This is a genomic window from Bifidobacterium castoris (assembly GCF_003952025.1).
In the GTDB taxonomy this organism is placed as follows: Bacteria; Actinomycetota; Actinomycetes; order Actinomycetales; family Bifidobacteriaceae; genus Bifidobacterium; species Bifidobacterium castoris.
In genome coordinates, this window is record NZ_QXGI01000012.1 from 34,450 (window position 1) to 58,256 (window position 23,807).

At 61.6% G+C, this 23,807-nt stretch carries 22 protein-coding genes and 1 tRNA gene; all 23 read left to right on the forward strand.

Annotation, left to right across the window (positions count from 1 at the left end; translation table 11 throughout):
• Nucleotides 1-6: 6 nt before the first annotated feature.
• On the forward strand, nucleotides 7-573 hold the full coding sequence (locus tag D2E22_RS10025) for a hypothetical protein (RefSeq protein ID WP_126032937.1): 567 nt from the start codon (nucleotides 7-9) through the stop codon (nucleotides 571-573).
• Nucleotides 574-600: 27 nt separating this feature from the next.
• A complete protein-coding gene (locus D2E22_RS10030) occupies nucleotides 601-1,131 on the forward strand; it encodes a hypothetical protein (protein ID WP_126032938.1) in 531 nt (176 codons plus the stop codon).
• A gap of 71 nt (nucleotides 1,132-1,202) precedes the next feature.
• Nucleotides 1,203-2,261, forward strand: a complete 1,059-nt coding sequence (locus tag D2E22_RS10035; protein ID WP_126032939.1) for a major capsid protein — start codon at nucleotides 1,203-1,205, stop codon at nucleotides 2,259-2,261.
• Nucleotides 2,262-2,310: 49 nt separating this feature from the next.
• Nucleotides 2,311-2,718 (forward strand): hypothetical protein, encoded by a 408-nt coding sequence (locus D2E22_RS10040; protein WP_164518509.1) that lies wholly within the window; start codon nucleotides 2,311-2,313, stop codon nucleotides 2,716-2,718.
• 3 nt (nucleotides 2,719-2,721) lie between these two features.
• On the forward strand, nucleotides 2,722-3,309 hold the full coding sequence (locus D2E22_RS10045; RefSeq protein WP_126032941.1) for a hypothetical protein: 588 nt from the start codon (nucleotides 2,722-2,724) through the stop codon (nucleotides 3,307-3,309).
• A 176-nt stretch (nucleotides 3,310-3,485) separates the two neighbouring features.
• Nucleotides 3,486-3,611: a hypothetical protein gene (locus D2E22_RS10910; protein WP_277600021.1), complete on the forward strand. Its 126-nt coding sequence runs from the start codon at nucleotides 3,486-3,488 to the stop codon at nucleotides 3,609-3,611.
• Between the two features lie 5 nt (nucleotides 3,612-3,616).
• A complete protein-coding gene (locus D2E22_RS10055) occupies nucleotides 3,617-4,201 on the forward strand; it encodes a hypothetical protein (protein WP_126032943.1) in 585 nt (194 codons plus the stop codon).
• Nucleotides 4,202-4,317: 116 nt separating this feature from the next.
• The gene (locus tag D2E22_RS10060; protein WP_126032944.1) at nucleotides 4,318-4,911 is read left to right on the forward strand and encodes a phage tail tube protein; all 594 of its coding nucleotides are present in this window, start codon (nucleotides 4,318-4,320) and stop codon (nucleotides 4,909-4,911) included.
• Between the two features lie 99 nt (nucleotides 4,912-5,010).
• Complete coding sequence (locus D2E22_RS10065) at nucleotides 5,011-5,475, forward strand: hypothetical protein (RefSeq protein ID WP_126032945.1); 465 nt, start codon at nucleotides 5,011-5,013, stop codon at nucleotides 5,473-5,475.
• A gap of 92 nt (nucleotides 5,476-5,567) precedes the next feature.
• The gene (locus D2E22_RS10070; RefSeq protein ID WP_126032946.1) at nucleotides 5,568-5,864 is read left to right on the forward strand and encodes a hypothetical protein; all 297 of its coding nucleotides are present in this window, start codon (nucleotides 5,568-5,570) and stop codon (nucleotides 5,862-5,864) included.
• 26 nt (nucleotides 5,865-5,890) lie between these two features.
• Nucleotides 5,891-5,955, forward strand: a tRNA-Thr gene (locus D2E22_RS10635).
• 39 nt (nucleotides 5,956-5,994) lie between these two features.
• A complete protein-coding gene (locus D2E22_RS10075) occupies nucleotides 5,995-12,432 on the forward strand; it encodes a hypothetical protein (protein ID WP_126032947.1) in 6,438 nt (2,145 codons plus the stop codon).
• Nucleotides 12,429-13,385, forward strand: a complete 957-nt coding sequence (locus D2E22_RS10080) for a hypothetical protein (protein ID WP_126032948.1) — start codon at nucleotides 12,429-12,431, stop codon at nucleotides 13,383-13,385. Before D2E22_RS10075 ends, D2E22_RS10080 begins: the two co-directional genes overlap by 4 nt.
• A gap of 80 nt (nucleotides 13,386-13,465) precedes the next feature.
• Nucleotides 13,466-14,389 carry a hypothetical protein gene (locus D2E22_RS10085; protein ID WP_126032949.1) on the forward strand — a complete coding sequence of 308 codons (924 nt, stop codon included), beginning with the start codon at nucleotides 13,466-13,468 and terminating at the stop codon, nucleotides 14,387-14,389.
• Between the two features lie 13 nt (nucleotides 14,390-14,402).
• Entirely contained in the window at nucleotides 14,403-16,046 is a 1,644-nt protein-coding gene (locus tag D2E22_RS10090; protein WP_126032950.1) for a hypothetical protein, read from the forward strand.
• An 18-nt stretch (nucleotides 16,047-16,064) separates the two neighbouring features.
• Nucleotides 16,065-19,772 carry a hypothetical protein gene (locus tag D2E22_RS10095; protein WP_126032951.1) on the forward strand — a complete coding sequence of 1,236 codons (3,708 nt, stop codon included), beginning with the start codon at nucleotides 16,065-16,067 and terminating at the stop codon, nucleotides 19,770-19,772.
• Between the two features lie 3 nt (nucleotides 19,773-19,775).
• Entirely contained in the window at nucleotides 19,776-21,065 is a 1,290-nt protein-coding gene (locus D2E22_RS10100; protein WP_126032952.1) for an InlB B-repeat-containing protein, read from the forward strand.
• Nucleotides 21,066-21,080: 15 nt separating this feature from the next.
• Nucleotides 21,081-21,218, forward strand: coding sequence for a hypothetical protein (locus D2E22_RS10640; RefSeq protein WP_164518510.1), 138 nt, complete (start codon nucleotides 21,081-21,083; stop codon nucleotides 21,216-21,218).
• Nucleotides 21,219-21,309: 91 nt separating this feature from the next.
• Nucleotides 21,310-21,768 carry a hypothetical protein gene (locus D2E22_RS10105; protein WP_126032953.1) on the forward strand — a complete coding sequence of 153 codons (459 nt, stop codon included), beginning with the start codon at nucleotides 21,310-21,312 and terminating at the stop codon, nucleotides 21,766-21,768.
• A 65-nt stretch (nucleotides 21,769-21,833) separates the two neighbouring features.
• The gene (locus D2E22_RS10110; RefSeq protein WP_126032954.1) at nucleotides 21,834-22,283 is read left to right on the forward strand and encodes a hypothetical protein; all 450 of its coding nucleotides are present in this window, start codon (nucleotides 21,834-21,836) and stop codon (nucleotides 22,281-22,283) included.
• A 342-nt stretch (nucleotides 22,284-22,625) separates the two neighbouring features.
• A complete protein-coding gene (locus tag D2E22_RS10115) occupies nucleotides 22,626-23,003 on the forward strand; it encodes a hypothetical protein (protein WP_126032955.1) in 378 nt (125 codons plus the stop codon).
• 29 nt (nucleotides 23,004-23,032) lie between these two features.
• Nucleotides 23,033-23,494: a hypothetical protein gene (locus D2E22_RS10120; RefSeq protein WP_126032956.1), complete on the forward strand. Its 462-nt coding sequence runs from the start codon at nucleotides 23,033-23,035 to the stop codon at nucleotides 23,492-23,494.
• Between the two features lie 51 nt (nucleotides 23,495-23,545).
• On the forward strand, nucleotides 23,546-23,807 hold a 262-nt coding region (locus tag D2E22_RS10125), incomplete at its 3' end, for an N-acetylmuramoyl-L-alanine amidase (protein ID WP_206431429.1).

Here is a 23,807-nt window from a genome sequence, read left to right on the forward strand (position 1 = left end):
ATGAAAATGGAAAACACCAATACTGCCACCGATCCCGTCGTCGAGCCGGAGACCGAACCGAACGGTTCCGTCACGGACGGCGCGGACGACATTCAGAAGCCCGACGCCGATTTCGAAGCGCAGGCGGCCCATTGGAAGGCCATGAGCCGCAAGAACGAGGATGCGTTCAAGAAGGCGAGCAGGAACCTTGCGGAACGCGAGGCGCAGCTTGCCGAACGTGACCTGACGATCGCGCGCATGACCGCGCAGAAGGAGCATCCCCAGCTTACCGACGAGATGTTCGAGGCGATGTGCAAGGAGACCACTCCGGAAGGCGTGGCCGAATGGGCGGACAAGCTCGCACAGTTCATCGATGTCAAGAACGAACCGGCGAAGAGCGATGTTCAGGACGGCGACGAATCGGATGCCTTCGCGAAAGCGTATCCGCAGACGAAGGCGAGCATCGATCGTCACAACATGTCGAAGGTGTCTCCGGGCAAATGGGTAGGAGCCCAGGAATCCGAGGCCGATCTGCGCAAGCGTGTGCGTCAGGAGATCGAGGAGCGTCGTAAGAAGGCGACCGGCAGGCAGTAATCGCAAACTACAGAAAGGACACCAAATATGGTGAGTATGATTCATTCGACCGGTGTGAGCACCGTCGATGATGACCAGACTTGGCGTTACGGCGAGCAGTTGCCGGGAACGGTGAGCGTCACGTTGGACATGGATACGTTCTCCAAGGCGACGGAAGTCAAGCAGAAGCAGTACATGACGGGTTGGGGTGATGCGGCCACCGAGCTGTGGATCAAGTCCGGCCTGCCGTTGGCCCGTATCACGTCGGGCGCGTCGGCGGGCCTGTACGGCCCGTATGACCCGGATGCGAAGGACGGACGTCAGTCGGGTGTCGCCGGTCTGCTTGAATCGCAGATCGGGGTCGCCGTGACCGTCAACGGCTGGGAGGTTCAGGACAGCGAGATCGTTGGCATGCGTTTCCGTGGCAACGTGATTGTGGAGAATCTGCCGGTGGTTCCCGACGATACGGTCACGTGGGAAGGTGACTTCGTGTCGGTGAAGCCGGATACCGGCGAGACGAAGCGTCTGTTGAACACGGCCGCCGCGACCGCTCCGGCCACTCCGGGAACCGGCGACTGACGGCCGTTTCCTGTCTGTTTGATTGCCCGCCATGCTTGGCGGGCTTTTCTGTTTGTACGAAAGGATAATCGATGGCAACTCTTGACAAGAGCATCATCACGCCGAGCGCCGCGTCCACGATCGTTGACGAGGCGTTTGAGGCGACGAACGACATGCTGCCGTTGAGCAGCGTGTTCCCGTTGCAGTCGAACAACGGTGAGACGACCGTGCACTGGACGCCGAACCTTCCGGTGGCGCAGACCGAGAAGATGGACTACCGTGCGTGGGACGGCGAGGCCGGCTACGGCAAGACCACGGAAAGCAGCATCGAGAAGTACGGCGGCCTGCTCCCGTTGTCGAAGAAGGCCCACATCTCCGAGCGTGACATCATCACGCATAAGACGGATACGGAATGGCTGCGCGCGGCCGCGGAAGGGCATCTCAAGCGCATGGGCATGGAAGCGGCCGTCACCGCCGAGCTGCTGCGCATCCCCGCGATTGTGAACGCGAAGTTCACGATCAGGGAGAACGGCGTCAACGCCGAATACGATTTCGAGCGTCCCGCCGCGCTCAACGATCTCACCCCGGCGAAGAAGTGGACCGCCGCCGACGCGAACCCCGAAGCCGACATCGAGGGGTGGATCAACGCGATGGAGGCCGAGAACGGCGGTCTTCCGGGCGCGGTCATCACGACCCGCAAGGTCATTCAGGCCTTGCGCAGCAACAAGTCCGTCATCACGGACTACACCAACCAGAGCAAGACGAACGCGCCGGAACGCATCAAGGCCAACGAGGTCATCGACTGGCTGCGCGGCTACGGCCTGACCGATGTGCGTCTGATTGACGAGATGTACACGCAGGTCGAACGCGAGAGCGGGTTCAAGCTGCCGGTCAACGTGGGCACGCTGATTCCCGAAGACACGTTTATCATGTTCAGCTCGTTCAACGACACCAACCTCGGCGCGACCTACATGGGTCCGACCGTCGAGGCCGCGACGCCGGAGTACGAGATCAACCGCACCGACAACTCGGGCATGGTCGGTTACGTCATGTACGACAATGCGCCGACCCGTTACGACGTGTGGACGAACGGCGCGCTCATGCCGATCCTCAAGCAGGCGGTCTCCACACTCAAGGCGAACGTGCTCTGACCTTTGGGGGTGGTGTGCGATGGCGGTTGATGTTTCCGAAATCGAGTGGATGAGATACATGGTCATCTATGGTGGGAACACGTCTGAAGCGTTCGCTCATCGTCTGGATGACGATAAGTGGACGATTCCGCATTGCCTGACGGCGTGCGAGATCGCGTTCGCTGAATGCCCCACGGCCCGTTACCGGTTGGATTCCGGAGCGTTGAGTGAGATGACGTTCATCTATGTGATCTGTTCGATGGTGTTGCGTGTGGCGCGTTGGTCGATGCGCAAGAGCGAATCGAATGGCGCGTACACGCGCACCGATCAGGTCATGGACATGTCGCAGCCGGGTTGGGAGGTCAGTCCCGACTTGCATGTGACGAAGAAGGAGCGGGCGCTGCTCACCGGGGTGAATGAGGATTCCGCACCGTTCGGCACGGCGATGCTTGGTCTTGACCGCGCGTACGGGCGGTGAACCATGGTGTTCCTGTTCGATGACGTGATGAAGGGTGATGACGGCTCCATATCGTCTTCGTTTGATTCGTTGCCTGAACAGGCGGAATCTTCTTTTGACAAGGAGCCGTTTTCCAAGCCGACGGATTTGTTGTATTCGTCGAAGATCATTGTGCAGCTTGCCTCGGTTCACCGGTCTGCGCATGGCGTGACCTATGAGTTCGGGGAGAGTTTCTACTGTTGGTGTTCCCTTGAGGGGCGCGAGCAGCAGGCGGGCATGTTCTCGATTTCGGGCAGTGAGGACAAGAGCCCGCAGTCGTCCGGTGGTCTGCGCGAGGTCACGGTCGCTCAAATCCAATGCCGTGAATGGCATGGTGACATCCATTCGTTCGTGTGGATTCATGGTGACCTGTACGACGTGGACGGCGCTCCCGAGCATCGTCGGCATGGCAGGACGCATCATTGGGAGATTCGTGTGCGTCGTGCGGCCGAATTGTGGCAGATTCCCGAAGAATACCGGTTGGCGCCGAAGCTTCCCGCGGAGGACGCGCCGGTGTGGGGCGAGAACGGGGAGGCGTCGGCATGGTACGAATCCGACTCGATAGGCACCTGAGTACGAGGGTTGCGGAGGAGTTCGGTCCGGCGTTGACGCGCGCTGAAGGCAAGCGGGTGTTGGCGAGGGCGAAGGCCCTTGCCGATGCCGCCGCCGTCGGACGTAACCCGGGGCATTCCGTCGCGAACCGTATCGAATGGGGCATCAAGTATCACGGTATCGATACGACGGTCGGTATGACGGTCATCGGCCGTGACGGCTCCGACGTGACGTTGGCGCACGAGTTCGGAGCGTTCAACGAGCAGGCCGGACGGTTCGTTGAGGGGCATCATGTGATGCAGCGTGCGGCGAGGGGAGGCTGACCGCAATGGTGGGCTCCATTGATCTGAACGTGTGGCCTGAGCTGCGTCCGCAGTTGGATGCGGAAAGCCTGGTCATGTCCCTGTTCGAGCAGGGCTTCGCACAGCCGCCGGAAGGGTCGGTTGGCGAGGAGTTCCGTACGCGCGCCAAGCTGGAGGCCCGTTGGACCGGCGAGCCGGATGACAGTCCGAGCGTGTTGTCGGTGTCTGACGGGTTGCCGAAGGTGCTCGTGTTCAACGAGATCGACGTGGACGTGGACGCATACGCGCAGGCGACCGACGTGGTCGTCTTCCATGTGGAACCGCCCGCGTTCGCCTCGCGGAACCATCAGGGCGCGTTTTGGGACGTGTCCATGAGCGTGCTCGTCGAATCCGTGGACGCCGACAGGGCGTTCCGTCTTGCAGCCTATGTGCGGCAGCTGGTCATGTGCTGGCCGTTCATGGGGGCGACGGATGCGGGCCGTGTGGTGCAGATTCGCACGCCGCCGTCGTTCGCGAAGGCGGCCGGCGGCAAACAGGCCACGTCGAAGAGGATCAAGCAGTATTCGACCGCGTCGGTGTGCGAGTTCGTCGTCCGCGACAACGCCTCATAGCGCCCGCGCTTTCTATTTCATTCCCGCATTGCCGTTTGGCATGCGGTTTTCTCATATTTCCAAGGCCATTCCGTCATCGTGCGGGTGGCCTTTCGTGTTTGAAAGGACACAAAACTATGGCGATCAATGACAAGTCTGTGCACAAGAGCACGTACGGCACGATCTTCTACGCTCCGGTCGGCACCGCGCTGCCGGACAATCCGCTGGAGGCGTTCAAGATCACCGCCGACGAGGTGACCGTCGGCACGGGCGCCAATCAGGCGACGTGGAAGAACCTCGGCCACACGTCGGCGAACAACATGGCCGAACTGACCATCAACCCGGGTGACGCGAACTCGTCCGACACGTGGATCAAGAAGAACTTCCGTACCACGTACGGCGACGCGTCCGCGCAGTTGAGCGTCAAGGCGTTGCAGATCGACAAGGAGACGTTGCAGCTGGTCTACAACGGCACCGTCAGCACTGATGGCGGCGTCGAGGTGGACATCGCCGCGAACCCGAAGATTCTCGCGCTGGTGCTCGTCGCCCAGGAGACGCCGGACGATACGGACCCGGCGAAGTGGCTCGTCGAGATGCGCCGCACGTCCATCACCCCTGACGGCGGTCCGACGCTGTCGCGCGACGACTTCGTCGAGCAGGGCCTGATCGCGCAGATCGAGGACCCGGGCGACAACAAGAAGCCGCTGCACTTCGTGATGCCGACGGCCTGATTGATGCTTCCCCTTGTGTCTTCTCTCCCGCGAGGCACGAGGGGAACCCTTTTGTAAGCGGGGGATTGTTCATTGGTATTCAAGGCGGGAGAGAAAGACATGGCGACCGATAATGGTGTGCAGGTCGAGAACACCGAGGAAAAAGAAGAAGTCCACATCCCCGAAACGTGGGAAGCGCTCGTAGAGGGCACATCGGTGCTGACGGGTTTGCCGGAGCCGAAGCCGGCGCGCGAGTTCACGTTCGCTGATGCGTGCGCGTTCAACGAGGCGCGTACGGAACTGCTCGCGGTCTGGTCCGCTCAGGAACGCAGGCGGCTTGACGCGGATGCCGGTACGGCGCAGACGGCCGTGAGCATGGTGAAGGAACGCAACGAGACGGTCGGGCGTATGCTGGGCTTCCTCAAGTCCATTGTGCCCGACCCGGCCGGCGTGGATGCGTGGACGACGGGCATGGACCCCGACATCATGTTCCTCGCGTTCCTGAACGTGGTCGCGTATTATGCGGACCAGTTGGGAAAAGCGTCGGCGTCGAAGGCGTCTTCGACGGGTACGAAACAGAACTGACCGCTGATTTCCAACGGTTCTACGGGTTGGACGTGACCGACCCGTCCGGGTTGAACGTGCTGCGTTTGACCCGGCTTATCGAGGGGCTGTGCATGATGCCGGACAGTCTGTACCGTGCACGCCTGCTGTCGGAAAGCGACACCGACGACGAGGGGTCGGATGCGAAGAAGCCGGTGGTGTTGCCGTGGCTCGGCTGGGATGCGAAGACGATGCTGCTCACCGATGTGCGCAACCTCGTCGAGGCGTGGAGCCTCGCTCAGGCGGGTGATGGCAAGACCGACCCGGCTCCGGTGCATTACCCCTCCTATAAGGAACCGTCCGAGCTGCCTCGTGGCGAGGTCGGATTGGACGATTTCATGATGGCGGCCCAACTGTTCGGCATGGGCTGACATCACCCCCGTCTTGGTGCGGGGTCGCCTATGTGAGCCAATTGGTAGGCGCCGCGTATGCGGTGTGCCGGTTCGAGTCCGGCCGTAGGTGCTGACACATGTTCTGTAACGGCAAAAAAGGGGGCTGCACATGGCTGCTGGGGTCAAGGCGGGTACCGTCTACATCGACGTCGAACCGGACACGAGCGGTTTCTACCGCAAGGTGAAGGCCATGCTGGAACGGCTCGACGACCATCGCATCGACTTGGATGCCGACGTTGATCTGGCCGGGGTGCGTTCCAAGCTGGAACGGTTGCAGCGTTCGGGCGGCACCATCGAGTTCGATGCGCGTATCAACACGAGCGCGTTCGACAAGGTGCACCGTCAGCTGGCTGAGATGGCGTCGCTTGCCGACATCGACCTGACGGCTGCTACCGACGATTTCGACAAGAAGGTCGCCGACTCCTTCAACACGATGCGCAGGAACTACGCCGACGCGCTCAAGAGCATGGGCACCGACGCGACCCGTGAACACACTAAGCAGATCAAGCAGCTTCGTGAACTTGAGGATACGCGCGGCTCGTTGTGGACCGACAAGTGGAACCACATGGCGAAGTACCGCGACGATCTTGCGCAGCTTCGAAGTGAACTCGCCAAGAACATCGAAGCGCAGAAGCAGCTCGGCGAGGCGCGGGATGCGGCGATGGCGCGCCGCAGCTCGTTCAAACGCAACAGCGACGACTACCGTAGTGAAAGCGCGGAGGTCAAGCGTCTGCGCGCCGAATATTCGGCGTTGGGCAAGGAGATTCGCAAGCAGGAAAACGAAGCCGCGAAGATGACGCGGCAGCAGACCCGTTTCCTTGAACGCAACGCCGCCGAGGTCGCCAAGGTCAATGAGCGCATCAGTGAACAGAGCAGAATCGTCAAGGACACGGCGGCCGCCGTGCGTGCGGAGATCACCGACGTAGACAAGCTTAATCGTGTCATGCGTACGAACGATGCGCTTATCGACCGCAACGGGCTGAGCATGCGCCGTCTGGAACGCGACCTTGGGGATAACGGCGCCGCGTTCCGCAAGGCGTCCCGGCAGGTGCGAGAGCATAACGCGCGACAGCGTGAACTGTCGAAGTCGCTGATGGCTACCGAAGGCAACGTGGATGCGTTGCGCCGCACGTTGGGCCGCTTGCAGTTCGCTGACACAAAGTCGCATATCAAGGACTTGGACGCGATAACGAAGCGTGTCGCCGAATTGCAGAGGCAGCTGCTGGCGGTGCGCAACAGTCCCGAGCACACCATCAAGTTCAAGGCTGAGCTGGACAGCGGCACGTTGCGCGCCGATCTGGAGCGGTTGCAGCGTGACGTTCAGGTCGAGGTGCGTGTCAACGCGCAGCAGATGGCCCTTGAGAAGCTTGAGCGTGAGCTCAACGAGCTTGAGCACAGGCGCGTGAACATTCCCGTCGATTTGAAGGTGGATTACGAGAACGCGATAGCGGAACGCAAGCGCCTGATCGAGCAGATTCGCAAGAATCCGGAACTGGATTGGGAAATCAAGTCCAACGTGGACATCGACGAGACGAACGCGCGCCGTAAGCTGCGTGACTTGCAGGACGACTACCAGACGCTGAGCATGGACGTGGATTTGGAGACCGCGTTGGCTCGCGCCCACTTGGCGTATTTCACGCGTCCGCGCACGGTGGATATCTTCGCGAAGTTCCATGGCACGGATTTGGGGAAGATTCTCGGTGGCATGACCGCTGGGGCGACGGGGCTGAATGGTGTGATGAACCAGTTCCGTAGCTTGGTGAACTTGTTTGATTCGTTGGACAAGGTGGTGCCCAGGGTCGCGCTTGTCGGAGCGGTCCTGTCCGATATCGGTGCGGGTGCGATCAATCTGGCCGGTACCGTCGGCGGGTTGGGCAAGAGCATCGTCACGATGAGCAAGGCCGCGTATGCTGCGCCTGCCGCGTTGACCGGCATGGGGTTGGCGTACTCCTCGCTGCGTATGATTATCGGCGAGAATGGTGCGGCGTGGACCGAGAACATCAACCTTGCCGGCACGGCGCTGGAGGGGTTGGGCGAGAAGCTTCAGGACACGTTCTACGGCAAGGCCGCGCCCGCGTTCAAGGACTTCGCGAATCAGGTCGGGAACGTGGTCGGCCCGCAGATGCAGAAGTTGGCGTCTCTTGAGGCCGACGTGTTCACCGGCATGCTGGACATGGTGTCCGCGTCGAACCAGGTCGGTCAGGTCGGCCGTGTGTTCACGCATGTGAATGATTCCATCAAACTGCTTGTGCCGGGTGTCGAGAGCGTGGTTCGCGCGTTCCTTGACTTGTCCGATGCGGGCGGCATGTATCTGTCGCAGTTCTCGAACTGGATCAGCCGCAATATGGAATGGTTCTCGACGTGGGCGCGTACCGTGCAGGCCGATACGTCCACGGTGGACAGCGCCATGGCGAAGGTCAAGGAACAGGCCGGCTATCTGGCGGATTCGTTCTTCGCGTTGAAGGGTGTGCTACAGGGCGTGTTTGAGCCGTTGGTGCAGAACCAGAACGGTCTCGAACAGTTCGCGGCGACCTTGAAGAAGGCCGAAGACGCGGTCAATTCCATCAGTTTCCAGGACACGATGAACGCTTGGGTGCGTGGCGCTCAGGAGGCGCAGCATGGCATGCGGGATGCGTTCGGGCAGATCGGTGACGCGGCGAACATCATGCGTAATGATGTGGCGAACGTGATGGCATCGTTTGGTGAACTGACCGGCAACGTGTTCGGCGACCTGACCGGACTGTTGTCGCGTGTCTCCCCGTCGATCAGCAAATTCGCGGATGGTGTCAAGGACGGGTTCTCGTCCATCAGCGGTGCGTTGAAGGACGCCTCGCCCATGTTTTCCCAGTTGGTGAGCATGGCCGGTGAATTGTCCCGCACGTTCGGCGGCACGTTCGCTTCCACGTTGAAGGCTGCGGCGCCGATGATCGAACAGGTCGCGAAAGCAACCGAGAGCGTGGCGAAGGCGTTCAACGCATTGCCTGATGCCGTCAAGGGTGCCGCCGGCTTGTGGATGACGTTCGGCCGTTCCGGCATGCAGGCGTTCTCATCGATCAAACAAGGCATGTTGGAGAACATTCAGAACACGCTCCAGTATCGCGGTACGTTGGCTGAGCTCGGGTTGAGCGCCGGGGAGGCCGGCCTCAGTTTCGGGCAGCTCGTCCAAGCACAGATCGCCATGCGTAACGGCAACATTGCCGGAGTGCTTTCGCAGACTGGTTCGAATGCGGCTGAGATGGCGTCGAACATGGGGAAGGCGACCGGTAAGGCCGGTGGTCTTGTCGGTGGTTTGAAGAACGTCGGTAGTGCGGTGCTCGGCGCGTTCGGTGGTGTGCCTGGACTGGTGGGCACCGCAGCGGCGGTCATCGGCGGCGGTGCGATCATGACTGCCATCTCCAGCTATTCGCAGCACGTGAGTGATCTCAATAGCGTGCAGGACGGTTTCAACGAGGCGATGCGTGCCACACCGGGCACCTTGGCGCCAGCGGCGAGCAGTCTCGACGAATTGGCGAACCGGATGGATAACTTCGCGGTCAAGACGAAGGAGGCGTTCTCTCAACAGCGTAGCTTCTGGGACAATATCAACCCGGCAAGAACTGATTTCGATACGATCAATGACGCGCTCGACAAGATCGGCATGAGTGTGGATGACGTGTCGAAAGCTACTGGTGCCGGCCGCGACGAGTTCGAGAAATATGGGCGCCAGCTCTCGGACATCAGCAATACGAACATGCGTAAGTATCTTGAATCGTCCGGAGACGTGGCCGAATCCTACAAGGAGCAGGCGGACGCCGCCAGCACTGTGCTCGACAAGATGAACGACTTGCGGAAGGCCATGCTTGACGAGCTCAAGGTCAAAGCCGTTTCAGTGGGGAAGACCGCTGAATACGTGGACCAGTTGGACGAGCAGGGCCAGTCAATACAGTCGATCAGCGCCGGCTTGGTGACTGCCGAGGAACGTATGCAGACGTATGCTGCGGCGACGTCGAAGGTGTCGCAGATGCTGAGTGATCAGCGTTCCGCTTGGACGAAAGCGCAGGCTGCCGGCAGCAGCTACTACAGCACGCTTGACCAGATGCCTTCCATGCTGGAACAGGTGCGCGCGGAGGTCGAACAAGGCAATAGTTCGTGGAAGAACATGGCGGAAGGATTCGACCTGACGACCGAATCCGGGCGGAGTGCCGCGGATGCCATGAGCGCACTTGCTTCGAACGCGAACGCGTACATTGATGCGATGGTGGCTCGTGGGGACAGTTGGGATACGGTCAACGGCAAGTATTCCGAACTGCGCAAGAACCTTGAGGAAACCGCACGTCAGGCCGGTGTCGCCGAGGAGGATGTGTCCGCGTACGTGGACACATTGCTTGGCACGCCTGAGTCCATTAAGACCAGAATCGAGCTACAGGGCCTTGAACAGCAGTCGCAAATGGTGAGCCTCATTGAGGCGATGCAGGTGTTGTTCCCCGATGGTTCACGTGACCAGACCCGCAAGTTCCTGTTGAAGGCCGTGGCTGAAGGAACGCTAAGCGTTGAACAGTTGAGCAATATGCTCAAAGAGTTGTCCGATGGCAAGCATGAAATCACGTTGAATGCGAACGGCGATCAAGCGGTCACGGTGTTGTCCGACGCTGAATCGCTTCTGCGTGGATTGTCCGCCAACACATGGTGGGCGTATGTTCAGGCGCGCGCCGAAGGCAAGAGCGACGTCGATGCATTGAAGGAGGCGCTGGAAAGCACTCCCGAGGCGCGTGATGCGTTCATCAAGGCGCATGAGGAAGGCAAGAGCGACGTCGATGCGCTCAAGGCGGCCATCGATGAGATCAACAGCAAGAAAGTCAAGATCGACGCCGACACGGATGGCGTGCCGGAGAAGATCGCGGCGCTCGAGTTCGACATCGAACGCGTCAGCAACAGCAGCGGCATCAAAATCGACGCCAACATCGACCCGGCCATTCGCAAGATCGCCGAACTCAACGGTTGGGCGGTCGATGACAAGACAGGTGAAATCTACCTGAGTGACGACCAGTACAAGGAAGCACTCAAGTACATCGATGGCATCAAGCTAGACCCCAAGACGGGTGAACTGCTTGCGGAGTCCAACGAGTACACGAAGAAACTCGCAGAGGTCAACGGTTGGACCATCGAGGACAAGACCGGTCGCATCATCCTTGACGACGGTCAGGCGTTGTCCGTGTCCAAGGAGTTGCAGGCGCTGCTCGGCTCGATGGATGGCAAGGTGTGGAAGGCGTTCATTTCCGCGCTTGTCAGCGGGCAGAGCGAGGTCGATGCGTTGAAGACCGCGCTGGACACCGTCCCCGAGTATAAGGACGCGTTCCTCGAAGCCCACCAGAAGGGCATGAACGATGTGGACGCGCTCAAGTACGCCATCGAAAAGGTCACCGGCAAGAAGGTCGTCCTCGAAGCGGACACCGATCCGGCTAATGCGAAGATGTCCGCGTACATCAACGATCAGTCGGCTGTGAAGACGATTCCGGCTGATATTGCGCTTGGTGAGGCTGACGCGCAGTTGGCGACGTGGGCTTCGGTGGTTGTGAAGAAGCCGGTGCAAACCGAGGTCGAGCAGCCGTCCCTGATGGGTACGATCGCGAGCATCACTTCGTTGATTACGTCCACGCTGATTCCTCCGGCGAAGATTCGCGTCGAGGGTGATGACACGGACGCCCAGACGAAGATCAACGCGGTGCGCGCGTTCGGCGGGCAGACGCTTGCCGAGATGTGGGCGCATATCCTTGGCGAGGATTCGCTCGCGCGTTCGTCCATCGGTGCGATTGCCGCGTATGATGGTCGTACGATCGCGGAACCTTGGGCGAGGGTCCAAGGTGAGCATACGTTGGCGTCGGCCGTTATCCGTGCCATCAGCTCGTTCAATGGCAAGACGATCGCGAAACCTTGGGCACGTGTGCAGGGTGAGAACGCGATGGCCCGAGCGGCCATTGCGGCGGTTCAGGCGTTCAACGGTTTGACGATCGCGCGTCCTTGGGCACGTGTGCAGGGTGATGATTCCGGCGCTCAGGCGGTGTTCTCCGCGATTGCGAGTACGAACGGGTCCGTGTTGGCTACCCGCTACGTGGATATCGTGACGCGCAGCTCGGGCGAGGTGAAGGCGGCGACGGGTGGTCGTATTCATGGCCCTGGCAGTGGTACGTCGGATTCTATTCCGGCGATGTTGTCGAATAACGAGCATGTGATTCGTGCGGCCGCTGTGAGCAGGATCGACCGTGAGGTGGGTCCGAATTTCCTGAATGTGCTCAACCGTACCGGCGATCTGAGCAAGGCGTTGGCGAACGCGAACAATCGGTATTTGGATTCGGCCCGGTCGTTGACGCGCAGCGCGTATGCGACGGGTGGCAGGGTTCGGACGATGTTCTCGGGAGCAGCGAACGTGCATGTCGATGGTGGCAAGACCGTGAACCAGACGTTCAACCTTCAAACGAAGGTTGTGCGTTCGGATCAGGATTTGCACGCGGCGGCGCAGATCGACCGTGCGGCGTTGATGCGTAATGCGAGGAGGGAGGCGAGGCTGTGAGTGTCGCGTTTCTTGAATTGTCGGCGAATGGTGTGGCTCCGGTTCGTTTCGAGTGCGAGCCGGGGCCGGCGCCCCGCTTGTTCTTCCTTGAGGAGGGTATCGATGGATGGTATTCGACGCCTGATCTGAAGGTGAGCACGGTTGAACGCGGCAATGGTGATGGTGCGCATGATGTGCCGGAGTCGTGTATCGATTATGCGACGCGTACGGTGCAGGCGACGGTCGGCGCTTTGGGTGGCGACCGGGCTGAGACGTTGCGTCTGTGGGATTTGGTGCGCCGGTTCGCGCATCGGCTTGTCAGGCTGCGGCTTGTGGATGACGATCATGATTGTTTCGTCGAGGGCATGCTGCGGCTTGAGGGGCCGGCCGAATGGGAGGCCGATTGGATGCAGGGCGTGGTCACGGTGGTGTGCAACCGGCCTGAAATCCTTGCGACGTCGCCGCAGACGGGGCAGATGCTGCCCGTGTTGGATGTGGCGGATGGCAACGGCCTGTCCTACAACCAGCGCGGCTTGGAGACGTACTGGACGGGCGAGCCGAACAATTCAATATCGGTGTTGCGTACGGACATGTTGCGCGGCACGTCCGGGTTGGCGTATCCGTTGACGTATCTGACACGGCGCAAGGTCGTGCGTCCGAATCAGGTCACGTTCACCAATCAGGGCTCCTCGCCTGCCTATCCGGTGTTCACGTGCAACGGGCCGATGCCGAACGGTGTTGACCTTGTGGTCGAGGGCACGGGGCAGTGGCTGCGTTGTTCGCAGCCGGTGTATGGCGAACCGCTTGTGTTGGACTGCCGTAGCCGTACGGCGCAGGTGGGTGGTTTGGATGTGTCGCGCACGCTTGTGTCGCGTGGTTTCCCCATAGTGCCGCCGCACGGGAGCGTGACGGTGACGTTGCGCACGTCGGGTGACGGCTGGGTGGACGCGTTGATGCGCGATACATGGATGTGACCCACTGGTTTTCTCAAAAGGGCTGCACCCGGTCGGGTGTGGCCCTTATCTATTGGTTTTCTTTGATTAGGGGTGGACTTATGACTACGGCTCTTGGCGTGTCCTGTGATGATGACGGCAACGGTGTGACGCCGTTGACGCATCGGCATATCATCGGTGGTTTCTTCCAGAACACGGGCATCATGGACGGTTTGGCGGTGTCGGGTAAATCCGATCTGACGTATCAGGTTTCCGCCGGTGTGGCCGTGTGTTCGCGGGGCGCTTCGGACGGCAAGATGCTCGCGTACTGGCCCGGCGGTGCGACGACGGCGGTGGCGGCGGGCGACCCGTCGAATCCCCGCATCGACGTTGTGTGGATTCGGGCGTTGAACAAGCCCGAGTATGCGGCTGATGTGGATAATCAGGTGCATGTGGGCGTCACGCAGGGTGTGCCGGCTGCGTCGCCGGTCAAGCCGACGATCCCGACGGACGCGACGGAAATCTGCCGTATGCTGTTGCCGGCCGGCGCGACGGCGACGAACGCGGCGACCATGATGGGTGACGCGTCGTATGCGTTGCCGTACGGCGCCACGTTGGGTGTCCTGGCTGAGAACTGGGACAGGCGTTCGTTCGGGTGGACGGCGGACAAGGGCGTGGTCGTGCGCGAGCAGAAGGTCACGTTCACGGTGCCGACCGACCGTCTGGTGCGTTTCTGCTACAAGTGCAACTTCTCCGCGTCGGCTCCGACGGCGACGAGCGTGAGCGAATGGGCGATGCAGTTCTATTTGGATGGGCAGGTGCTGGACCATTCGGCGACGAATTTCGTGTCGCACAGCACGTCGTGGACGACGCATGAGACGAGTTACGTGGCGGTGGTGCCTGCGGGTACGCATACTGCGGAGATCGGCGGATGGTTCGGGTACGGCAACAAGCCGAATTTCCATTACAACGATTCACAGGAGGGGCCTTCGGGCACGTGGACTGGGCGCAGGTTCCTGCTGGTGGACATCGGCGCCTCCGCCTGACAGGAGGTGGGGCATGGCGTATCGTGACGGTTGGAATTTTTTCCTGTATGACACGATGACGGGTTTGCTGGCCGAGCAGATCGATGTGCCGGCGTTCACGTGGAGCATGAGCGTGTCCGACGCGTCGTTCTCGACGACGAAGGACAAGGGTTTCGGTATCGACGACGTGTCTGGTTTGGAGTTGCCGTGGGGGCAGATTCCGGGCGTGGACGCGGCGGCGCGTGCTTCGGCCCTGATGCCGTATAAGCGTGGGCTGGTGGCGTTCTGGCATGCGCAGACGGATGATGTGAACATGCCGGGCCGTCCCGTGTTGGGCGGCGCGCTGGGTGTGCGCAAGTCCTCCCAGTTGGATGTGTCGGTGCCGTTCGTGTCGATGCTCGCCATGCTGGAGGACCGTTATCTGGTGCACGAGGGTTGTTTCGGCAAGGGGGCGGGCAACAGTTCGCCGGACGAGTTTAGGTGGGTGGACCTGTCGTATCGGGCGTTGGCGTGCGAGACGATCCGTCAATGCACCGAGGTGAAGCCGGGCGGTGAACTGCCCATCGACCTGCCGTATCTGGGCGAGAAGGGCACGCATCAGCTGCCCGAGATGGCGGGTGACGAGGAGGATGCGACGGAGTCGTCCGAGAAGACCGTGAAGACAGTCGATAAGTCCGACGGATGGGTGACGACCACGACGGAGGGCGACACGGTGACGGTCGTGGATCATACGGACAAGGTCACGTCGAAGACGGTCACGGTCAAGGAGCAGTACACGGTGTGGGAGAACGGTAAGCGCGTCACGCGTACCCGTGACGTGCAGAAGACGATCCGTACGGGCCGTACCGTGACCGAGGTGAAGACGGTCACGAAGCCCAAAGGCAGTTATATGGTCGAGAAGACGGTGACGAAGACCGTCACGACATATTCGTATGACGGCGCCGGCAAGGAGACCGGCAGCACGAAGAAGACCGAGGGGCCGACGACGACTGTGGAGCAGAAGCCGGTCGAGGTGCGCTACAGGGATTTCAATGTGACGAATCATCGGTGCGCGGACATCCTGCGCGCCATCGCGAACAGTGCCGGCGGCCCCGACATGCAGTTTCGCCCGTACCTGACGGAGGACGGGCAGCATATACGCTACCGGTTCCTCGCCGGCTCGGACGGTGACGTCTACTTGCATCAGGACAAGCGTCTGAGCTTGGCGTATGCGGCGGGTGAGGCGTGCACGTTGGAGAACATCACGGTGGACAGGGCGCAGCCGATGATGCGCGTCTACGGTGTGGGCGCCGGTACCGGCAGCGGCACGTTGACGTATCTGGCCGAGGATTTGTCGTTGGTGAACCGGCACGACCCGTGGCCGCTCGTTGAGACCACGTTCCAGGATTCGAAGGCGGAGGAGATCGGCCTGCTGCGCAGTGGCGCCACGGCCGTGTTGTATGCGAACCGGGAGCCGTTGATGCAGGTCAAAGGCGAGATCAACGCGTTCGACGAATCCGCCGGCGTCCCGCTGCATCCCTTGGGATCGTTCTGGCCGGGGGAGATGTTCGACGTGTCGATTCAGGGCTTTCCTGACTTGCCTGACGGCGTGTACGGGATGCGTCTGATGCAGATGAGCGGCGATGAGACTGGCAAGGTCGAGCTGACGTTCGACATCATGGCCGACCCTGTGACCTGAGCTGAGGGAGGTTGCCGTATGGCGATTCATGAGGAGTTGAACCCGGACGATGCGGCGCTGCCGTTCATGGCTGCGCGCGCCAACCGGCTGTTGGGCACGGACAATGCGGCGCGTACCGCCGGCGTTATCGTGGTACCCAACCTTGACGGGTCGGACACGGTGCTCGGCGTGAACGGCGTCGCCACGTGGGTGGGGGATACGACGCCGCCCGGCCGTCCGTTGGACATCGAGGCGACGAGTCATCTTGGCACGGCGCTGATCCGTTGGGGCGGCCAGCTTGAGGGCGGTATTCCGACGGATTTCCGTTGCGTGCAGGTATGGGCGAAACCGGTGGATGACGCGACGGCCGTAGGGACGCTCGTGGGTGCGCTCTCGTCTGCGGGCGAGGTGAACACGGGCGTGTTCGAGGCCGGCACCGTTGTGGATGTGTGGGCGACCGCGTTGGACAATGCGCATGACAGGGACGGTTCGCCGGCTTATAACGAGTCCGCCGAGTCGGCGCATGTGCAGGTGGAGATTCTGCCCATCGTCACACAGCAGGAGTTCGACGAGTCCGCTGCGAACATCCTCGCGGCGGCGGACGAGTCCGTCAAGGCGCAGATCGACAAGGTCAACGAAACCATTGGGGCGACTTCCGACAGGATCGATGCGAAGGCGAAGGAGATTCTGGAGGCTGCCGCGAATGATGCCACGGAGAAGGCGAATGCGGTCAGTGCGAAGGTGGACGTGGCGCAGGCGAAGGCTGATGCGAATGCCGCGGCTATCGAGCAGACCAACAAGACGGTCGAGGCGAACAAGCAAGCGGCCGATGAGGCGCAGGCGCAACTTGATAAAACCCTTACCGAGCATGGCAGCATCCTTGCCTCGGTGAACGAGGATCTTGCGCAGGCGAAGAAGGACATCCTCGCCAATACGACGATGGCATCGAGTGCCGAAAGCAAAGCGGATGCGGCCAATCAGACCGCCACCGCGGCAGCCGGTACGGCCACGTCCGCGGCGTCCGCGGCGTCGAACGCGATCACTGTGGCGAACACCGCGGCCGAACTCGTCAAACAGTATGGTGACCGCAGTGTGGTGTCCAGTGTCATCGAATACGCGACAAGCACGTCGGACTCGGTTGCGCCGGAGGATTGGGTCACATGGTGGGAGGGCACGCCGAACGATTCGGTGAGTGTGCTTGCACTGTGTTGGGATACGGCGATGCCCGAACACAAGGCGGGTGAGTACACGTGGATGCGTACCCGTCTCACCTATGGTGATGGCAGTGTGGCCGTGTCGGCTCCGGCGCTCATCACCGGTGACAAGGGCGCGCAGGGTGAGCCGGGTGAGCCGGGAGCTCCGGGCGGTCAGGGTGTGAGCGTGACTGGTGTCACGAACTTCTGGGCGTTGGCGTTGGCGGAACCCGCGCAGCCGACCGATAAGACGCCGGGTGCCCCGTGGACGGTGAGCGAACCGGCGTACGACCGGGCGAAGCAACTGTACATGTGTTCGCGTGTGGATTATTCAAACGGCACGTGGTCGTATACGGCGGTCGCGTTGTCCAGCGCATACAAGGCGTCGCAGGAGGCGGAGACCGCTGCTCGTGACGCGATCGAGACCGCGAGGAACGCCGAGACCATGGCGAACACCGCGAAGCAGACCGCGGATGCGTCGAAAAACGAATCGGCCGAAGCGAAAACCATCGCTCAGGGTGCGGATGCGACGGCCACGCAGGCGAACGCGACCGCCACGGCGGCGAACCAGGCGGCGACCAGTGCCGCGACCGCGGCGAACAGTGCGAAACAGGACGCGGCGAACGCCGCCGGCATCGCGAACGGCAAGGCGGATGTGCTGATCCAGTCCACTGAGCCGGCCACGGACATGCGCAAGGCGACGACCTTGTGGATCGATACGACGAATGGGGCGAACACGCCGAAACGGTGGGACGGGTCGGCGTGGGTCGCGGTCACGGACAAGAAGGCCGTGGACGCCGCGAACGCCGCCGCTACGGCGCAGGCAAGCGCCGACACGGCGCAGTCGACCGCCAATGAGGCGAAGACCATGGCTGCGAACGCGGACGCGAAGGCCGTAGGCGCGAACGCGGCGGCCGTCAACGCGCAGACCACGGCGGACAGCAAGAACACCGTGTATATGCAACCCACCGACCCGTATGACGAACCGGACAAGGCGAAACGCATCGTCCCCGGTGATTTGTGGTGGCAGACCAGCGACAAGGCGCCGGAAACGTATTGGACGGGCGCCGCCAATAATTCCGTAAGCGTGTTGGTGGACTACAGCGGTGAGATCGTGCACATGTGGGTGTGGAACGGTTCGCGTTGGAACAATCACGTGCTCTACGCGCAGGACATGCTCGTCAACGGGAGCATCGTGGCGGAACTGCTCGCGGTCGATTGCGTCGAGGCGCGCCACATCAAGGTCGGTGCCATCGAGGCCGACAAATTGGCCGCGACCGCCTTGTATGGCAAGGTCATCAAGGGCGGCCGCTTCCTGACGGCGAACGAACGTTTGGTCATCGACAATGAGGGCCTGCTGCTCAAGGATTCCGGCGGGAACGCGACGATCACGATGAACGCGGCGAACGGCAGCGCGACGTTCATGGACGTCGGCATCGTGGACGGTGCGCTGACGACGCCGAGCATCATGGCCGGCGACATCGAAGCGTCTAACATCGACGGTTCGACGGTGACGGGAGGCACGGTGCAGACCGTGGCCGACGCGAACCGTGGCATCAAGCTCACCGGCGGCAATCTCGACATCTACCGGGCGGATCAGAAGCGTTTCCTGCGCGCCAACGAGGCGGGCGTCGTCATCTCCGACGGGACGAAGAACGTGCTCACTTTCGCCCCTATAGACGGCGAATGGGTGCTGAGCCTCGCTGGTGCGATCCAGTCCGGCGGTGAAATCTCGGGTGCGGCCATCACCGGCGCGGTCATCCGCACGAACACGCAATGGGATTCCGACGTGGACACGGAGAAGTACCGTGGCGTCGTCATCACCGACGGCGGCCTGTACTGCTACCGGAGCAACGGAAAGATGGAGTATTCGCTCGCGTTCAACGCCATGAGCGGCGACCTGATGCTCAACGGCGCCATCTCGACGAATAGCGAGATACAGTCGCCGACCATCACCGCCGGACAGATCATCGGCTCAAACATCTATACGAGCGGCAACGCGGACAACCGCGTGAGCATTGATTCGTCCGGTCTGACGGTGACGCGTGACGGGAACGTGTTGATCGCGTTCACGACGGATGGCAGAGTGGATTTGGGCACGTCGGGGATTGCGTCCGATGAGCATGTGGCTGTGTCGGTGGGCAACCTGTCCGCCGAGGTGAGCGAGACATACACACCCATCAGCACGTTCGACGAGAAGACAAGCAAACTGAGCGACGCCGTCGACGACCTTCAGTCGGACGTGGCCGAGCAGGATGCGCGGCTGGCCGACGAAATTGACCATCGGCGCCAGTACATGCGTTTCGACCCTGATACCGGGTTGATGATCGGCGACATGAGCGAATCGGACGCGTATCTGATGCGGTTGACGAGCACACGGCTGGAGTTCCGCAGCGGCGATTCGGTCGCGGCGTATGTGAGCAACGAACGCTTGAACATCCTCAACGCCGAGATTCTGTCCACGTTGAGGATCGGCGCGTTCGCGTTCCTGCCTCGCCAGAACGGGCATATGAGCCTGCAATACGTCGGCGCCGCAACGGCGGGAGAGGAGTAGCGTATGGCGGAAGCATTGGGGCCGATCGTCAACAATTGGCGTGTGCGGGTCAACGCGGTCGTGAAAACCACCGAGGGCGGCCGTTGCCTGATCCGTGCGGAGTGTTACTGGCAGGCGGCCAACGGGTACAGTTTCGCCGGGTTGAGCGTCAACGGCGTCGCGGTCGTTGATGGTCAGTCGGCGTCCGGAGCGAAGACCGGCGTGACGGTCGGTGCGAACGGTCAGGTTGGCATGTGCGCGAAGGAGGTGTGGGTGTCGCGCGGGCAGGCCGCGAAGAGCGTGCTGTGTTCGGCGACGGCGACGGTGACCGGCTACGCGGCCGGCTCGTCGAAGTCGGATGTGCGCGTCAGTGTACCCGCCCTGGCTGCGCACACGGTCAGATACGACGCGAACGGCGGCAGCGGCGCACCCGGCAATCAGACGAAGTGGTGGGGCAGCGTGCTCACCCTGTCCTCGACACGGCCGTCACGCTCGAACTACACATTCATGGGCTGGTCGACGACACGGAACGGTTCGGTCGCCTACCAGCCGGGCGACCCATACGGTTCCGACAAGGATTTGACCCTCTACGCGGTGTGGAAGCTCAAGACGAGCGCGCCGACGATCACGTCGTTCACGGCGCAGCGCGTCAACACGGCAGGCGAGGCGGACGAATCATCGGCGAGCGTGAGACTCACCGCCGTGTGGAAGTGCGATACCGCCGGTGATTCGACGAATGCCGTGCAGTCGTTGAAGCTCGCCTATCAGACGGCGTCCGGCTCGTGGACCGAGTTCACTCCGTCCGCGTCCGGCGCGTCCGGGACGACGACGATCACCATCGACGGACTGTCGGCTGACGAGACGTGGCGGTTCCGTGCGTCGCTCAAGGATAAGTACACGACCGTCACGTCGTACACGACCGTCGGACCGCAACGTTTCCTGCTGGATTTCTCGGCGGACGGCAAGGGTATCGGCATCGGCGTGGGCGCCCCGGTCGAGGGCGTGGCGATCGCCGGCGACCCGGTCACGGTCAACGGATGCAACGTGCCGCACATGTTCAAGGGCACGAAGGTCGTGTCACCATCCGCGTCCTCCAACCGTCATGACCTGTTCACGGCGGATCAGTGGGCGGCGATCGTCGGCGAGAACATCGATGCGGCCTCTGCCGTCGTGTTCGTCGCCAATGGCGACCTGCGGGCGAACAACATCTCGTTGACTGGCGCCGGCTGGAATCAGGATGACAAACGCTGGTACGTGTTCTGCTCGTCGAGCACGGGCGCCCCGTTCCGCGTCAACTACATGATTTTCATCTAAGAGGGAGGTCAAGGAATGGTAGAGGTTCCCGCACAGGAACTGATATCCGCGTTGCGCGAGCAGAACGCGCAGCTCGCGTATCAGGTCGCGGTGTTGACCGCGCAGAACCGCATCCTACAGGCACGACTAGGTGAGGAGGCGGCCCATGAGTGAGCCGGTTGAGGTGACTAATCTGATCCCGAATCCGAAACCGACGAGCACGGCGGCGTGGAGGGTCGGCTCCGGTAAGGATATCAGCGTCGGCATGAGTGATGACGGCTGGATGCGGTTGGTGAATAACACGACCGGTAATGATTGTTACGTGTACGCGCAGATCCAGTTGGCGGCGGGTGCGTGGCGGTTCGGTGCGGAGCTCGACGAGCCGGTCGGCACCTATGCGGTCAATGAGCTGCGGTTCATCCGGCTCAGTCCGACGCAGGAGATGCAGCGCGCCGAATGGGACGGCACGCCCGGCCGGCTTGTCACGCCGGCGAATGTGCTGTCTGATGCGGCGACGGTCCAGTTGCGTTTGATGGTCGGGCCGAAAGCGGGTGACGCGGTGCGTGTGCGCCGCCTGTTCGTCATGAGTGAGGAGGATTACCAGCACATGGTCGACAACAACATCGAATGGTTTGACGGTGACGGCATCGTCGCGGGGGGGGGGGTCCTTCCTAACGGCCTGAGTCCACATGTGGATCGCCGTGTTCTGGCGGTGGTCGCATGAGCCGCGAGATCACGAATTTGTGCGCGACACCGTACGGGTCGCGGCAGACGACATATACGTGGAATGTGGAAAAACGTCAGGATGCGCGAACCGGCAAATGGGCGTATCGATGCACACCGGACAGCAACTTCGATGGAACCTTCCAGTTCGATATGGGGTATGCGCCGTGCAAGGTAGGAGATGTGCTCGTTTGCATCTATTCATGCGACGTGCCAGACAGATTATGTCTGCCCCGCAATCCCACCACCCAGCGCATAGTGAATACGGACACTACCGAGGGCGCGGCGCTCACGGAGCGGATGGGGTGGGTCGCTGGCCGTATCTCGGCAGCAAGCGGCGCGCACGAGCTGTGGATATTACACGAATGTGGATGGGTCACTCTGGAAGGGTGCGCCGTATTCAGTCAGGAGGATTGGACGGTCATCAGACAACTGCTCGCGGACGGTGTCCTGACGATGCCGTGGTTCGCGCCGCCCAAGGACGCGGTCAGCGGGCCGCCAGTGCTAATCCCGTAACGATTCCAACATGGGAGGCTGCGGCATGAGCGAGTTCGCGAATCTGTTTGAGAATCCGAAGCTGGTGGTTACGAGCACCCAGCCGGCGACACCTTCGCCTAACTGCTCCGGCCGCGGGCGGTTTGGCGGTGGTCACATGAGTGCCGCCAGAACATGCACGCGGCCACAGAAAGGTGATAGTGAGTAATGGTTGAACGACGGAATCTGATATTGAATCCGCTCCCGCACTCGTCGGGGCCCATGGTGTGGCATGCGAATGGGCTTGCGTCCGCGCAGATACAAACCGATTCGATACGTCTTGAGTCGGACGGCAGCGAGAGCAACGCGTTCGCGTGGACGCAGATGACAGTGCCTGCCGGTGACTGGGTGTTCGCCGCGTATCTGGAAGGGTCCAGCACGGGCGGGCTCATCTCGTATGACCAGCGTGTGCTGTGCGTGACCACGGCGGAAACAGCTTGGCGATTGAACGGGTCCATCGCCTACAAGCAGTTGGGGGCCCGGTACGCGTGCGCGTTCCATCTGGACGCGGACGGGTACATCAACCTGCGCTTGTATTCGCATTCGGCCGCGGGCTGCGCGGTGCGTTACCGTGACCTGCTGCTGTGCTCGCTCGACGACTGGCACGCCCTGCGCGCCATGACCCCTCCCGTGGATTATTTCGACGGTGGCCGTGTCACGAACCGTGACGCGGTGTTTGAACAGCTTACGCCGATCAGCTGATTGTCCATTTCCAAAACAGTAGAGGGGAGGTGAATATCACGAATTTGTTGAGTGTGGAGGTGCTGACCGCGTTGGCCGGTCTGGCGACCGGCATCGGCGCGTCCGGTGTCGTCAGCTGGATGCTCAACCGCTACGACCGGCGACATCCGGTCGTGGACGTGGACAAGCTCGTCGAGCGCATCGAGGAGCTGAACGCGCAGGTCGACCTATCCACGTTGGCGGGCAAGTTGGAAGGGTTGAACACGGCCGTCAAGGAGCTCGCCTACCTGCGCATCCGCGAACGGCACGAGAACGCCATGAGGCACGGGTGGTTGCATCCCAATGAGAAGCACGTCCTCGAACGGCTCTACAGCGCCTATCACAGCATTGGCGGCAACGGGACCGGTACGCAGATGATCGAGGACATCCGCCGTCTGCCGTCGATCCCGCCCGGGGGCGACACCACGTCGCGCATGAGCGACGACACGGTCGAACCCCCCGAAACCTACTGAAGGCCACGGCAATCCCGCCGCGGCCTTTTTCTCATATCACAAGAAAGGAGCATGATGGTCACGATCAAACAGGACATCGTCAATCAGGGACATGGCGCGTTGGCCCCCACGATGCTCGCCGTGCATTCCACGGCGAACCCGGGGGCGACCGCCAAGAACCACCGCGACCTGTGGAGCCGCGGCTACGATTACGCGGTCCACTACGTGTCCGACTGGAATGAGGCGTACCACACCGTGCCGGACAACCGCCTGTGCTGGCAGGTAGGCAACGGCAATTCGACATGCGTCGGATTGGAAATCTGCGAGGCGACCA